Below are 15,865 nucleotides of genomic sequence, written 5' to 3' on the forward strand. Positions count from 1 at the left end.
TCTGTGATTGGGCTTATCTATAATATTGTATTTATCTGCTATTCTAAAATAGATGAGCATAGATATAAAAAGCAGAATTGTTACGATTGAAAATTCCATAGTTTACAGTTGAAATTTTTCTATTACGTTTGAAGGATTAAAATTTAATTCTCTTTTTATTTTATCATTAGAAAACGTAAGAGAATCTGTTATTTTTCTTAATTTTAAAGAGTTAATCGGAGCTTTATTTCCCAGTAAGTTACCCACTAAAGCCATTGATTTTGCCAGAAAATAAGGAATACTTTTCGGAGATTTCTTGTTTAATTTGGCTGATATTTTTTCAGAGATTTCTTTAAAAGCAGGATTTGCATCATCACAAACATTATAAATTCCACCCTCTTTTCCCAACATATTAACGGTAATCTCAGCAAAATCTTCCACCCAGAATACACTTTTTCTCGCCGTTCCTCCTGCAATATTAAAATATTTCCCGGATTTAATCGCATTAATCATATCTCCCAGATTACCCGGAGGATTGGGTCCTGCAATTAAAGAAGGTCTGAGAATGAACAGTTTTACATTCTTTTCTTTGCACCATTTGGTAAGAAATTCCTCTGCCATCAATTTGCTTTTAGCGTAAGGCGTGTATCCTTCCAATGGCATATCTTCAGTTATATTTTCACCGAAATCTTTTCCATACACTGCCACTGTGCTTATAAAAACAAAATATTCCGGCAGATTCTCTTCCAAAGCGTTACAAAGGTTTTTTGTTCCTTCAAAATTTACTTTGTAAAATACACTTTCTTCTTCCTGAGTTTTAGGAACAGAATGAGCTTTACCTGCGGCATGAAAAATAATATCAAATTTTCCTTTAAAAGGATTGATGGTATTTGTAATATTAAATATATAATCTGCATTGGAAGTTCCAAAGGTCTTTACTTCAAAATTTTTCTTCTGAAGCAAAGGAATTACATTTTTTCCCAAAAAACCGTTGGCTCCTGTAAATAGCACTTTCATTTAAATAATATTATAAAATTTATTCAGTATAATCTCTTCTGAAAATTTTTCCTCTGCTACTTTTCTCGCGTTTTCTTTCATCAATTCTAATTCTTTAACAGACGTTTCATCGAAAGAATTAAAAAAATCAAGAATTTTCTGTTCTTCGAAATGCTGAAATGAATATCCAATATTCTCGTCTCTTAAAAGTAAATCTATTTCGCTGTTTTTTTCGCCAACATATAAAACCGGTTTTCCGGCAGCTAAAATATTGTACGTTTTTGAAGGAACTCCCAATCCGAACATTTTAGGCGCTAAACTTACAAATGACACATCTGCCTTATTTAATACCTGAAGCTGCTCTTCTCTTGAATAAGCCCCATCAAAGAAAACATTGGTCAGTTGATTTTCTTTTACATATTCTATCATGGTGTCTCTAACAGCACCTTCTCCTACAAAATGAAAAGCCAATCGGTCGTTTTTCACTTTTTTTATAATATGCAATAATTCAATTAATCCCTGAACTCTTCCTAAATTTCCGGCATACTGAAAAATGATCCTGTCTTTTAAAGATGAATCCTCATTAAATACACCTTCTTTCAAGAGCGGATAAATACCTTCTGTATCGCCCCAGTTTTCAATGATCTCAATTTTCGAACGGCGGTTATATTTTCTGATTTTAGCTTCAATAACTTTCTGCATATCTCTGCCTAATGTAATCAGCAGATCAGCCTTTGAATAAGCTTTATCAAAAATACTTCTGAGAACTCTGTATAATACTGACTTTTCAGATTTAATGATTCCGGCAGGAATGGTATTTTCGGGAAAAACATCATGAACCAGAATAATTAATTCAATTTTTTTAAATCTTTTAAGGATTGAAAGAAGCAGAATTAAAGGCGCCGGATTCGTAACCATAAAAACCTTTTCTCCCTTTTTAACGTTTTTCCAAAGATAGAAAAAGATAGAAAGAGACAGAAATACAAATCTTAGAGATCTGCTCAACAGACTATTTTTGTTTCCGCCCCATCCTTTTATTCTGTGAACATTTACGCGGGAATCCAGACTAAAATGACTGCTTTTCTTTTGCTTGTCATACACAGGATCTCCACAAACAACTTTTACATGATACTTTTCCGAAAGTCTGTTTGCTATTTTTGTAAGAATAAAAGAAGTTGAAGTTTCTTCAGGATAAAAAAGTTCGGTTGCGATCCAGAGATTTTTCATTATTTTTTGCTCCAAACAACTCTGTTAACGTAATCCGTATAACTCAGAATAATTCTTACCATTTTCTCTGAAACATTCGGCATTGAATAATCTGAAACCGGTCTGTAATTTCTTTCTGTTCCTACTTTCTGCTGCTGAAGCTGCGTTAATCCCTGTAAAATTCTTTCCGGAGATAAACCGACCATCATTACGGATGCTTCTTCCATTGCTTCCGGTCTTTCATGTGCATCTCTGATGTTTAATGCACGGAAATTTAAGATAGAAGACTCCTCTGAAATAGTTCCAGAATCCGAAAGAACAGCATAACTTCTCATCTGTAAGGCATTATAATCATGGAATCCAAGCGGTTTTAAGAACTGAATTTCCGGTCTTACCTCAACCTGCTTTTTATCGATCATATTTCTGGTTCTAGGATGTGTAGAAACAATGATCGGATAGCCAAATTTTTCTGCAATGGCATTTAAACTTTCTATTAGTCCGTTGAAATTTTTCTCAGAATTAATATTTTCTTCTCTGTGTGAAGAGACCACAAAATATTTTCCTTCTTCTAAATTCAGACGGCTTAAAACATCCGAACTTTCAATCTGAGGAAGATAATTATTCAACACTTCAAACATAGGAGAACCCGTTTTGATGATTCTGTCTGCAGGAAGACCTTCTCTTAAAAGATATTCTCTTGCGATATCTGAATACGTTAAATTAATATCTGCAGTGTGATCTACAATTTTCCTGTTGGTTTCCTCCGGAACCCGCTGATCGAAACATCTGTTTCCTGCTTCCATGTGGAAAATCGGAATCTGTCTTTTCTTGGCAGGAATGGCACAAAGACATGAATTGGTATCTCCTAAAACCAAAAATGCTTCAGGCTGCAATTCTTCCAAAAGAGGATCTATTTTAATTAAAATATTCCCAACCGTTTCTGTTGCTGTTTTACCTGCTGCTTCCAGAAAATAATCCGGTTTGCGAAGTCCCAAATCTTCAAAAAAGATCTGGTTCAGCTCGTAATCGTAGTTTTGACCTGTATGGACGATAATATGTTCAACGGCTTCGGAAGCATCCAAAGCTGATAATACTCTTGATAGTCTAATGATTTCCGGTCGTGTTCCTACAACCGTCATTACTTTTAGTTTTTTCATTGTATTTTTTTTGCCTTTGCAAAGATAAATTTTTAATGTCTGTTTATTGGAGAAGCCCGTGAAGTTTATAATTAAATATTATTAAACTTCTACAAAATAGGTATCTGAATCTTCGGGATTAAAGGGTTCATTGATCCAGAAAATGGTGTACAGTTCTTCTTCTCCGATGTTTTTAATATTGTGGGTATACCAAATCGGCATATCTACATAAGCGGGTTCGTTTCCGTCTAAATAAAAATCCAGAACCTCATCGCTGTCTATTTTTCTTAATTGAATAAGGGCTTTGCCTTTAATTACCGCAAATCTTTCGATTTTTCTTGTATGAAAATGGTTTCCTCTGGTAATTCCCGGAACGGTAGTGGAAAAAGAACACTGTCCACCGATTCCCAAGCGAATTACTTCCACAAAAGCTCCTCTCGGATCGGTGTGCTGTGTAAATTTTACGGGATAATGATCTTTAATATCAAAATAGCAGCGAAATGTATTGAAAAGATTGAGATCGAATTTCGTTTCCAACACCGGAATTTCTCCATTATCAAAATAAAGCTTTTTGTAATTTTCAAGTTTAGCTAAAACTTCAGATACTTTATTTACGGATGTGTGAGGAACTTCGTATAATTCGTTGGTTTCTGCAACTTCAATCTGATTGATGATTTCCTGCACAAGTTCTCCAACGTAGATCAGTTTTACCTCTCCATCGTTATCAATCACAGGATTTTCGCCGTGGGTAAGTTTATGACAGAATGTTGCGATGAAAGAATTGTAATTCGGTTTTCCAAAAGGTCCGAAAACGTTCGGAATAATCATTCCCGTAAATTTGCCTCCGTTATTTTTTGCCCAGTCTGCGAATAGTTCTCTGCCTTCTTTTTTAGATTTACCGTACAGATTATCCTTTTCTTCCTGAGAAGATGAAGAGAAAAGAACGTGTGCTTTTGATCCTGTTCTCTGTAAAGAGTCTGTCAGTTTTTTAACAAGCTCTACATTATTATTGAAGATTACTTCCGGATCGGGATGACGATTCATGGCTGCAAGATGTACAATGACATCACATTGCTTCACAAAGTCGTCCAGTTTTTCAGGAGAGTCGAAAAAATCTCTTTCGAAAGAAATTCTTTCAAATTTTTCTGGCTGTAAGCCCAAAGTGTTATATAAATGCGAACCAACGAAGCCGTTTTGTCCGGTAATTCCTACTTTTTTCATTGTTATAAATTTTTAAAGTGATCAATAGGAAATCGATAATCATCTTCTATTTCTCCCAAAGCATAATCTGCCATCACCAGTAATTTTGATCCGGCTATTTTGGATTGAATAGCACTTGCATATCCTTCAGGAATATGAAGAATATCCAACTGATCTGCATGAAGTTCAAATTCTAAAATTTCTGAATCTTGTGAAGGAGATTCCCAATGATCAATTTTTATTAATCTTATGATAAAAATTCCCTGTAATGCCGAGAACCATCGCTGTTCAGTTTTGTGACCTGTCCAGCCTCTTATAAAATCTGTATCTTTATTTTCGATACAGTATATTCTTTTAATTGCCGAGACATCAAAGTGGTTGTTAAAAAACAACTGACCTCTTTCGTCTGAATATTTTCCTCCTTCTATGATTGCAGGAATAGCCATAATAAAAAATTAATCAGGATATTGCATTATATCTTCTCCCAGAACTTCTTTTCTGATCAAAGGGAGTTTTAATAAAAGTTTTTTCATTCCTTCAACATCTTCCTGTTTTGTATTATGAGAGTGATAATCTTCTATTTTGGAAATATCTTCTACCCCTTCTGAAAAATACTGTGCGTAATTAAGATCTCTGTTATCGGCAGGAATTCTGTAAAAATCGCCCATATCTTCTGCTTTGAGCATTTCCTCACGCGTACAAAGGGTTTCGTATAGTTTTTCACCATGTCTCGTCCCGATTACTTTTACCGGATTATCTACCTTAAACATTTCTTTTAAAGCCTGAGCAAGGTCTCCAATGGTTCCAGCAGGAGCTTTATTAACAAAAAGGTCTCCGGAATTTCCATGTTCGAAAGCAAAAAGAACCAAATCTACCGCTTCCTCCAATGACATTAAGAATCTTGTCATATTCGGATCTGTAATGGTAATGGATTCACCGTTTTTAATCTGTTTTACAAATAATGGAATTACCGATCCTCTGGAAGCCATTACGTTTCCATATCTGGTAAGGCAAACCGTTGTATTTTCCAGATTACGTGATGCGGCAACTGCTACTTTTTCCATCATTGCTTTGGAAATTCCCATTGCATTGATAGGATATGCTGCTTTGTCTGTACTTAGACAGATTACTTTTTTCACATTATTTTTTGCAGCGGCATCAATTACGTTTTGAGTTCCTTCCACATTGGTTTTTACAGCCTGCATTGGAAAGAATTCGCAGGAAGGAACCTGCTTTAAAGCTGCGGCATGAAATACATAGTCTACTCCTCTCATTGCAGGTTCTACACTTCTGTAATCTCTTACATCCCCGATATAGAATTTCAGTTTATCGCTTCTAAACTGGTTTCTCATATCATCCTGCTTTTTCTCGTCACGCGAAAAAATACGGATTTCTCTGAAGTGGTCTGTATTGATGAATTTTCTTAAAACAGCGGTTCCGAATGAACCTGTTCCACCTGTGATAAGAAGGACTTTATTCTGTATTTCCATAATTTATATTTTAATGCAGTAAAGAAATTAATGTATTGATTTCATTCTTTACTTTAGACTCTGAGTTTATTGTATTTTTTTGCAAAGATAGTGATAATGCTTCAGTAATAGAATCTACTTCTAAAGGATTAAAAACCAGACTTGGCTTGCAGACTGCATAGGTATAAGGTAAATCTGCACCGATAATCTTACAGCCGTTTTCTATTGCTTCTACTAAGCCTAAACCAAAGCTTTCCGTAAGGGATGGGAATATGTGATATTCTGATTCTGTGTATAACTGGCACAAAGAATTTCGGTCTACGAATCCAATATTTTCGACAGGATATCCCTGATTTACTTTTACATTAATTAAATTTAATATTTCAGTAGCATCATCAGGAATCGTTAGAATGAGTTTTCCTTTTTTGTGTTTATCATAAAATTTCGCGAATGCTTCAATTAGTCTAAGATGATTTTTATGTTTTGATACATTGCTGACGTAAATATACTGATGCTCTTTTCTGATATTTGTTTTAACTTCTGTAATGAAAGGTGGATAAAAAGGGATTACCAAAATATTACTTTCCTGAATCTCATATTTTTTTGACAGTTTTTCTTTAACCAACTCTGTCTGAACCAGCCAATAATCTGTGTTTTTTTTGAAAGCATTCAGAAAACGGGTTTTGATGTAATATATCTTTTTACTTATAAAAGACATTTCTTTCGGAAGATCCAAAAATAAAAGCTGATGAAAGTAGGTGTATACTTTAGCTGAAGTTTTAACATTAGGAGGAAGATTTCCGAAACACAGTATTGAAGAAAACTGATGTTTATTCTCTTTGTAGAAGTTTCTTCTTTTTATTAAGGAAGCCTTTAAGTATACTACTTTATTTTTTTTTAACTGTAATTTTTCCTTCTGAATACGTTCATCCAAGAGATAAAAAACTTCTTTATCGGTTTTTTCTAGTTCTTCAATAAGATAATCTAACAGGACTTTCCCACCGCTGTTGTTGATATATAACGCATCTATTAGTATCATGAAATTACCTGTAATAAATTTGCTATTGATGTATCCTGAGTTATAGAATTACCCAAAGTTCTGCTGTTGTAAGAAAAATCGAGTAATTCATCATCTGTTTTACTGATGAGCTTTTCTATAGCATTTTTTAATAAAGCTGTATCAGGTTTTACTTTATAGCCATTATAATTATTAATTACGAAATGAGGAGAAGCACCACAAACATCTGTACAAATAATGGGTAACCCGGCTGAAGCTGCCTCGTGTAAAACTAATGCCCACGGTTCAAAAGTAGATGGTAAAATAAAAGCACCGGAATTTTGCATTTCTAGCAATAAATTTTCCTGACTCATATAATCTTTTACTATGACGTCATTATTCTTACTTATTTCATCTTTTAGGTCACCTCTACCGATAAGTACTAAGTTCCATTGTTTTTTATCCTGAATATTTTTCCAGGCATTTAACAATTCTTTTATTCCTTTTTCTTCTGAAAACCTACCGATAAACAGTAAATTTTTAGGATAGCTCTTCTTTTTTTCTTCAATATTGACTCTATTGAAAAGGTCAACATCGGCACTTAATGAATTGAGAAGTATTTTGTTATTATCGAAGCCTAACTTTCGTGCATATTCGTATTGATAATAACCGGCAACCCATAGATGAGTGAAAGCTTTTGAAAGGTGAAACGGACTGATCGCACTATTAATCTTTTGAGTAATTTTCCCATACCACGGAGTATCCGATTGTGCAATTACAGGTATTTTTCCCTCTTTTGTAATCTGTTTACAAATCCAAATAAATTCTTTAATCATCCAACCGGCGGTAACAATAAAATCCGGTTGAAAGTCTTTTATTTTTTTTAAAATGTCCTGTTTGGTAAACTGACTATACTGATGGGTTTCAAAATTTTTTATTTCAGGAATACTTTTATCAAAAAGAGCTGCGTGAAATGCTAAAACTTCCCCATTTGTTTTTTCTACTAATTTTTTTATTGTATTTTCCTGATGAGGAACATAGTCAATAATTAAGAAAACTGCTTTCATTTTATTGCTATTTTTGTTTAAAGATTTTCATTATTTAACATGTTTAATAAATTTTGCAGGTACATAAAAGGATTTACAATAAATATTTGTGTTCTGTAAAACCTTATCTCCAGCAAAATAGTTGAATCTGCACATATCCTGCTTCTATTTCTATCATAATAAAATAACTTATCCTTTCCCTTTTATATTTATCGAATGAGATTTAGAACTAAGAATTGACATCCTAATTTAGCTCCAGACATTACTACTTATAAAAATCACCCTCTTCTAAAATATTAAAAAACAAAATTTATCATTATCTTATCTTCTACACTTACTAAGTATTTTATTTTTAATATGTTTGGACTTTATTAAAGAATCATTATTTCTTGTCTAAAATCATTTTATAATAATTAATGTATTTTTCGGCAATTATTTCCGGAAAATACTTTATTACATTTTGATGTCCTAATTTTAATAATTTATTTCTTAACTCCTGATCAGAAATTATGTCGTTAATGGCTTTTCTTATTTCTTCGGTTGAGTTTGGATTGACAAGAATTGCTCCATCTCCAGCGACTTCTTTCATAGGGCTCATATCAGACGTTATAACACAACACTTCATCGCTTGCCCTTCTAATATTGGCAATCCGAAACCTTCATACAATGAAGGAAAGCATAATATATCAGAAATTTTATAAGCATCAATTAATTCATCTTCAGTTGCAATTTCATAATTAATATAGTCAATATCATTTTCTTGTAAAAATTTCATTACTTCGGAAGATAATGAGCCAATAATAATTATTTTAACATCAATGCCAACGATAGCCTGTAAAACTCTGTATAGGTTTTTTTTAGGATAGAATCCATATGCTAGAATTACTGGCTTTGAATTGACTGGTTTTACAAAATCCTGATATGGTATGGTAAGACAATTGGGTATTACTGTTATTTTATTTTCAGCCCATGGAAACAGTTCTACTAATTCTTTTTTTGATTTTTCAGAAATTACTGTAATATATTTTAATTTTTTCAACGGTAAGTAAAACCAAAGAAGTTTAAAAAGATATTGTTTTATTCCACTGAGTTCAGAAATATTTCCTGCATCATGTATAGTAAGGACTGTATTTTTTCTTTTTAATAAAAAAACAGACCAATGTATAGCTCCCGTAATATGGTTTATTTCATTCTGATTTTTGCTAAAAAAAAGATTGGTTCTAATAAAACCAAGAAATGAAAAATTTGGATCTACTTCGTAAATATTTTTTGTATCTATCCCTCTATTAATCATTTCGGCATTGAGTATCGAAAATAGTTTTGCTATACTCAAGAATTTTGGATTGGGGAATCTTTGAAAAAAAGTGACTTTCATATGATTTTAAAAAGAAAAGAATAAAGTTTTAAAAGGAATAAAAGGAGTTGGATCAGAAAAAACATATTTGATAAATTCTAATCCTGCAAACAAAAGCAAAAAAATTAAATAAAGATTTTTTTTACCCATTTTATTCATAACCGGAATAAGCCAAACATATAAAATAACTTCTAAAATTATAAAATATACCGAAACTCTGGAACTCATGTATTCTAACTTTCCAAAAAATAATACATAGGCGGCCAATGAAAAAAATAGGGTATTTAATAATAATTGATAATAAGATTTATGTTGTAAAAAATTTTTATACCGAATCATAAGAAATATCGGCAAGCCTCTTCTTATAATACCAAGTACAAACATATAATAATTTGATTGCATTTTTGCAAAGCCCATATTATATCCTTTAATAATATGTGATATTTTTTCAGGAGCAAAATTACTAATTACAAAATTAAAAATTGTAAAATTAAGACCCGTAATATTAAATAATAATAAAGCAAACAGTGTAACAATCCAAATTTTATCATTTATCTTTCTATCTAAAAAAAGCAAAAAAACATAGATAAATGCAGAATAGTGAAAAAAAGTAGCAATTAAAATAAAACCCAGATATGATATTTTCTTTTCCTTTAAAAAATAGATATATGCAAAAAAGCCAATTGCAATTGCTAAAAGCTGTCGGTTACTCCCAAAAAGTCCAACTGTGCAGGCAAATACAAGTAATAAAGCCGATATTGGGTATTTAGTAATTTTATTTAAAGAAAAATAATATAAGCTATAAATGACAGAATAATAAAAAAACAAAAAAAACGGATAGCTGAAATTCAGAATATTTCTGAAAAAATACACTAAATATTTGTAGAAAAATTCATAACGATATCTTGTATCATTTAACTTAAAAAACTGATAATGATTATAGGTATTCCAAAAGTCCATTCCGGAATCGAACTTGATAGATTCCAATAAGACAATAAAAAAAAGAGAGAATATGAATAATGCCTGATGAAAATTATTTTTTCTCTGGTGCTCGATTACTGTAAATAATAAGATCAATAAAAATAAAATAATTATCATCATCGTTTTTAAGATAATTATTTACTGATAACTTTTTTGAAAAAGATTTTTGAAAAGAAATAGTATACAAAAATCATTTGAAATAAGGTAGCAATAAAGAAATACACATCCTGCTCTATGATAATACTTTTTATCAAAACCTGAGAGTAAAATATGAAATAAAACATACTGCCCTTAAATGGAAGAAACTGTATGATGTTTAATACAATAGAAAGAATAGCAACATGTAAAAAAACAAAAATTACCCCACCTTCCAGATATGCCCATCCATATACGGTTGGTGTAGGCGAATTTCTAACTCCCCTTACGATCATTTGTTGAAGATGTGCTCCATTTTCTTCGGCAGGCTTTGAAGGTATAAGAATTCTGGGAACCATACTTACAGGCAAATAAACAAAACGCTCCATATTTTTATAAAAATTCCAATCCGGCTCCTTTTCAACTGAAAATAATAAATAAGAAAACATGGATATCCTGTCTGAGTAACTGTTTGTATTTTCATTTAAGCTGCCTGAAAAATCAATATTTATTGTTTTTACCGCCGCAATCTGCATCGCTGTTACCTTAGAATTAGTGTTTGTCAAAGCTTCACGATAATTACTATTAAAAGGATATAAAATAATTAAAAATAAAGCTAACGGTATAATTACCTTAAGAGGAATACCTCTTCCTGATGCTAAAAATGGTATTAAAAATAATACTATCCCGAAAATTAATATCCCTTTCATCCCTGCAACCAAACCAAAAATTATATAAAGTATATTATACAACTTAAAGCTATTCGAAAATAATTTTGAATTATTGCCCGACATGAATTTTATAATAACATACGTAAAATAAAAAAGAGGAGAAAAATAATTGATGATCTGAATTAAGAATGAATAAGAACCAGATGCTGCCTCTCCGTCGGCTCCATACCCAATCAAACCCGTTAACAATAAAAAATAGGATAAAACCATAGAAATAATAGACAAATAAATGAATATTTTCTCATTTCTTAGTACATAGGTACTATCCAACTTCAAACTTGCTGTATTCTTTACATTTTTAAAATTAATAACTAAAAAAACTAAATCAATAATATTTATTGTGAGCAGCCCGACAAATATGACAACCAAAGTATCGTATATGTAGGAGATATTAACGTAAACTTCTCCATAAATCCCTACATCCTTCAAGTAAAATTTATCCGAAACGAGATAATAATTTAAGATCAGGTATAAGAAAGTTGAGAATTTAACCCAGTCCGTAAGTCTCGGTCTTCCAAACTTATACCATGATAAAGTAAATGGAACCAGTGAAAGGATGCTACTTAAAAAAGCAATAATTAATTCAAAAAAAACCTCTCTATTTTTTACTACGTCATAGAGATATATAGATCTGACTATGATGATCAGAAAAATAAATATATTTAACAGTATAAAATTTGTTTTGCTTAATTTGAATTTTATCACTTTAGAATTGTAAAAATTTATTAATATTTACTATTGGCAGCACGCTTATTAGAAAAATAAGATTTTATATTTTCTTTTATAAAGATCATATTTTCATGCCTGGTATAATTTGAATTAAATAATCTTAGCAAATTAAAAAACATATCTACAATGACATACAGAATATAGCTACTGAAATTCCTTCTAAAATACAAATTTTTGCTTCTTTGTACTATAACTCTTTTTGAATTGGCAATTACCTTATTAAAACTAGCACCTTCTAAATGTATGATCGAACTATTATTGTAAATATAATTTTTATATTTAAGTTTTGAAATTCTTTTTTGCATATCCGTCTCTTCGAAATACATAAAAAAGAGAGGACTAAAGCCGGAAACCGAGTCAAAAAGAGTCTTTCTTAGCAACATATCGGCTCCTGTAACTTTTTCAATCATCTGATATTCTTTGTTCTCATCAATAATAAATTCAGCATTTTTAAATTTGAAATATGAAGAAAACATTAAAAGATATTCGCTGAAAGGTGTCGGAAAATATCCACCAGAATGTGCGACTTCGTGTTTTGCATCAATCAATTTACAGCCTAAGACTCCTATTTTTAATTTATTCTCGTTTTCGTAAAAGAAATCACACATTTTTTTTATGGAATTTTCAATTAAGATGGTATCTGAGTTCAATAAAAAAAGAAGTTCTCCCTTGGCTTTTTCAGCCCCCCAATTATTAGCTCTTCCAAAACCCAAATTCTCATTAGAATAAATATAACAGATCTCTTTTCTGTTTTCAAAATATTCTTTTGAGCCATCTGCAGATGCATTATCCACTAAGATAATTTCATATTCTACGTCCTTTGTTTGAGATATAATAGATGCTATACAATTCTCCGTTATATCTTTCGTATTATAATTTACAATGATTATAGAGACTTGCATATCAATTTTTACTCTTTATTTTTTCTAAAACTTGTTGGTCTATCTTTTTATAAAAAGTATCCATATTCTGTTTAATAAAATCTATATTAAAGTCTACTAAGTTGACATTCATTCTAGACGCTATGAGTTCTTCAGGAATTCTCCATTTAATAAATTTGGCAGGATTTCCACCTACAACTGAAAAAGGTGCCACATTTTTAGTGACAACACTTCCTGCAGCAACTATTGCTCCTTTTCCGATTGTAACTCCAGACATTACAATTACATTTGTACCGATCCAAACTTCATCTTCTACCACTATTTCTCCTCTGGTAGTGGCATCCTGCAAAGGGCTTAATTTATCAAAAAAAGTTTTTAACGGAAAAGTAGTAAATGTATCTACCTGATGATTTCCCCCCAGAATAAAAACTACATCAGAAGCAATACTCACGAAGTTGCCTATTGATAATTTCTCATTAGGATTCTCAAAAGATTGAAAATTTATTTTACCATAGGTGTATTTTCCAACCTTTATTTTATTAATATCTTTAATATTATTACCAAGTGCGGTGTAATTATGTTTATTATTCAGCCGCCAACGAACAGAAGCTATTTTTAATGAAATCCAGTTAAAGAATTCAATTCGTAATGCATTTATTAACTTGAGAAATACTATCATACAATTTGTTTATAGATATTCATAAGTTCATCCATATGCTCTGATGCCGTTTTTGTACCTTTAATATTATTAATAACTCTGTTATATAAATTATATACATCGTCAGAATTCATTAGCTGTAAAGCAGAGTTAATTCCATCCTCATTGGGCTCAAAAAGAAAACCATTATTGTTGGTAACAAAATCAGGAATACCTCCCATCTTGGTACCAACTATAGGAATACCTGCATTCAAAAATTCAAATACAACCTGAGGGGCATTATCTTCCCAGATGGATAATACTAAACCTATATCAATTTTCTTTAAAATATCTACTAAATCACTGTGCTGATATCTGCCGTGATAAAATACGTGAGGCATTGTCTGTATTTTTTCTAATACATAATCCTCTATTCCACCATAAATATGAAATTCATGATTGCTATTTTCTGCTAACTTTAAAAACAGATCGGCTCCTTTATGAAAGTGTAAATTACCAATAAAACCAAATTTAATTTTTTGGTTTTTTTCTTTTTTCTCTCTTGTTGTGAAATTTTTTCTGAAACTTTCATCAGCAGTATAATTACCTATGTGGTTTACTACAAATAAATCATTTTCATATCCATTTTCCTGATAAATTTCTTTAACTCTGTGGGAAACAGCAATCAGTGCATCAACATTTTTGAATAATTTTCTACCTTCCAAAAACCTTTCATGATGACCACTGGAATTAGCTATTTTTTTTACTTTAAGCAGTTTCAGACCTTTTCTTATACCCCCTCCAATATATTTCTGATCAAGTGTTTCTTCGTATGAAATACAAGAATTACATTTTAAATTTTCTTTACTATTTGTACACAATTTTCCATCTTTATCCAGCAGGATAATTCTATTGCACACATAAGAATAATCATGAAGAGAAATAATAACCTTCGCATATTTTTTTAAAACTTCCAAAACCTTTAACGGAAGATCAATCATCATATGAACATGAATAATATCCGGAGAAAGATCTTTAACAACATTTTCCACAACATCTACATCTTCATTAGTAATAACACTGCTTAGATGAAAAGGTCTTAATTTTGGATCAATACTAAGAGTTTTAAAGTTATAGTTTTTTTCTTCTTTATTATCTTCCGAATACAATACTGTTACATCAAGACCGTTATCTGCCATTGTACTGGAAATATTTCTTACATAGTTTGTTATCCCTCCATTAAAAGAAATATCAAAACCTGTACAAATTTGAAGAACTTTCATTATTTTAAATTTTTTATTAAATCTAATGCTTCACCTATTACATGATGCATATCCATATATCTATAGGTCGCTAATCTTCCCACAAAATAAATTTTATCCATTTTTTTAACCTCTTCTTCGTACAATGCAAGTTTTTCCATATCCTCCGTTAATCTTTTCGGATAGTAAGGAATATCTGCTTCTTCAGTTTCTTTACTGAATTCTTTAAAGTAAGTTGTTTTTTCATGTTCTTCCCAAGGAGTAAAATGCTTATGCTCGTGTACTCTGGTAAATGGAACTTCAGGATCTGCATAATTTATTACAGGATTACCCTGATAATCTCCTTCAGCTACAGCTCTTTCAAAGTATACCGTTCTGTACGATAGTCTTCCGTATTTATAATCAAAAAAAGCATCTATAGGTCCGGAATAGAAAACTTTTTCATATTCTGAAAGATCCCATGAAGAATCAAACTTCGTATTAAGCTTAACTTCGATATTGTCAGCAGAAAGCATCTTCTCGAAAATTGCCGTATATCCATCTCTGGGAATACCCTGATAAGGATTTGCATAATAATTATCATTATAATTAAATCTTACAGGTAATCTTTTCAGAATACTTGCCGGTAATTCTGTAGGTTCACATCCCCACTGCTTTTTTGTATAACCATAAAAGAAAGCTTTATAAAGATCTTCCCCGATAAACTTCATGGCTTGCTCTTCGAAATTTTGGGGTTCTTCAATATCTTTTTTTGCAATAGATTCTATAAATACTTTTGCCTCATCCGGACGCATTGTTCTATTAAAAAACTGGTTTATGGTATGCAGATTAATAGGCATAGAATATACGTTCCCTTTATAAATTGATTTTACACGATTTACAAACGGAACCATTTCACAAAAATTTTGGATGTAATCCCAAACTTCTTTATTGTCTGTATTAAAAATATGCGGACCGTATTTGTGTACCATTACATTGGTTTCCGAATCTCTCTCTGTATAGCAGTTTCCTCCTATATGATCACGCTCATCTATTACAGTGATATGATTTTCAGGATTCTTACTCAGTTGTTCTGCAATAACAGCTCCGGAAAATCCAGATCCAATGATTAGATATTTTTTCATTT

At 31.3% G+C, this 15,865-nt stretch carries 15 protein-coding genes; all 15 read right to left on the reverse strand.

Going from position 1 to position 15,865, the window contains the following annotated elements:
• Positions 1 to 102 precede the first annotated feature (102 nt).
• Positions 103 to 996, reverse strand: a complete 894-nt coding sequence (locus DD829_RS05660) for an NAD-dependent epimerase/dehydratase family protein (protein ID WP_116547598.1) — start codon at positions 994 to 996, stop codon at positions 103 to 105.
• Entirely contained in the window at positions 997 to 2,202 is a 1,206-nt protein-coding gene (locus tag DD829_RS05665; RefSeq protein WP_108410915.1) for a glycosyltransferase family 4 protein, read from the reverse strand.
• Positions 2,202 to 3,338, reverse strand: coding sequence for a non-hydrolyzing UDP-N-acetylglucosamine 2-epimerase (gene wecB, locus DD829_RS05670; RefSeq protein WP_108410914.1), 1,137 nt, complete (start codon positions 3,336 to 3,338; stop codon positions 2,202 to 2,204). The genes DD829_RS05665 and wecB overlap by 1 nt, the downstream gene beginning before the upstream one ends.
• A gap of 81 nt (positions 3,339 to 3,419) precedes the next feature.
• Positions 3,420 to 4,538: an NAD-dependent epimerase/dehydratase family protein gene (locus DD829_RS05675; protein WP_108410913.1), complete on the reverse strand. Its 1,119-nt coding sequence runs from the start codon at positions 4,536 to 4,538 to the stop codon at positions 3,420 to 3,422.
• 2 nt (positions 4,539 to 4,540) lie between these two features.
• The gene (locus DD829_RS05680) at positions 4,541 to 4,963 is read right to left on the reverse strand and encodes a WxcM-like domain-containing protein (RefSeq protein WP_108410912.1); all 423 of its coding nucleotides are present in this window, start codon (positions 4,961 to 4,963) and stop codon (positions 4,541 to 4,543) included.
• A gap of 9 nt (positions 4,964 to 4,972) precedes the next feature.
• Complete coding sequence (locus tag DD829_RS05685) at positions 4,973 to 6,007, reverse strand: polysaccharide biosynthesis protein (protein WP_076395626.1); 1,035 nt, start codon at positions 6,005 to 6,007, stop codon at positions 4,973 to 4,975.
• Positions 6,008 to 6,017: 10 nt separating this feature from the next.
• Complete coding sequence (locus DD829_RS05690; protein ID WP_108410911.1) at positions 6,018 to 7,025, reverse strand: glycosyltransferase; 1,008 nt, start codon at positions 7,023 to 7,025, stop codon at positions 6,018 to 6,020.
• A complete protein-coding gene (locus tag DD829_RS05695) occupies positions 7,022 to 8,050 on the reverse strand; it encodes a glycosyltransferase (protein ID WP_116547599.1) in 1,029 nt (342 codons plus the stop codon). The genes DD829_RS05690 and DD829_RS05695 overlap by 4 nt, the downstream gene beginning before the upstream one ends.
• A gap of 361 nt (positions 8,051 to 8,411) precedes the next feature.
• Entirely contained in the window at positions 8,412 to 9,404 is a 993-nt protein-coding gene (locus tag DD829_RS05700; RefSeq protein WP_116547600.1) for a glycosyltransferase family 4 protein, read from the reverse strand.
• 6 nt (positions 9,405 to 9,410) lie between these two features.
• Positions 9,411 to 10,484 carry an EpsG family protein gene (locus tag DD829_RS05705; RefSeq protein ID WP_116547601.1) on the reverse strand — a complete coding sequence of 358 codons (1,074 nt, stop codon included), beginning with the start codon at positions 10,482 to 10,484 and terminating at the stop codon, positions 9,411 to 9,413.
• A gap of 14 nt (positions 10,485 to 10,498) precedes the next feature.
• Positions 10,499 to 11,659, reverse strand: a complete 1,161-nt coding sequence (locus DD829_RS05710) for a hypothetical protein (RefSeq protein WP_123906817.1) — start codon at positions 11,657 to 11,659, stop codon at positions 10,499 to 10,501.
• Positions 11,660 to 11,955: 296 nt separating this feature from the next.
• On the reverse strand, positions 11,956 to 12,861 hold the full coding sequence (locus DD829_RS05715) for a glycosyltransferase family 2 protein (RefSeq protein WP_116547603.1): 906 nt from the start codon (positions 12,859 to 12,861) through the stop codon (positions 11,956 to 11,958).
• A gap of 1 nt (position 12,862) precedes the next feature.
• Positions 12,863 to 13,519: a CatB-related O-acetyltransferase gene (locus DD829_RS05720; protein ID WP_116547604.1), complete on the reverse strand. Its 657-nt coding sequence runs from the start codon at positions 13,517 to 13,519 to the stop codon at positions 12,863 to 12,865.
• Positions 13,516 to 14,760: a glycosyltransferase gene (locus tag DD829_RS05725; RefSeq protein WP_116547605.1), complete on the reverse strand. Its 1,245-nt coding sequence runs from the start codon at positions 14,758 to 14,760 to the stop codon at positions 13,516 to 13,518. Before DD829_RS05725 ends, DD829_RS05720 begins: the two co-directional genes overlap by 4 nt.
• Positions 14,760 to 15,863 carry a UDP-galactopyranose mutase gene (gene glf, locus DD829_RS05730; RefSeq protein ID WP_108411100.1) on the reverse strand — a complete coding sequence of 368 codons (1,104 nt, stop codon included), beginning with the start codon at positions 15,861 to 15,863 and terminating at the stop codon, positions 14,760 to 14,762. Before glf ends, DD829_RS05725 begins: the two co-directional genes overlap by 1 nt.
• Positions 15,864 to 15,865 lie beyond the last annotated feature (2 nt).

The sequence above is a fragment of the Chryseobacterium sp. HMWF035 genome (assembly GCF_003094695.1).
In the GTDB taxonomy this organism is placed as follows: domain Bacteria; phylum Bacteroidota; class Bacteroidia; order Flavobacteriales; family Weeksellaceae; genus Chryseobacterium; species Chryseobacterium gambrini.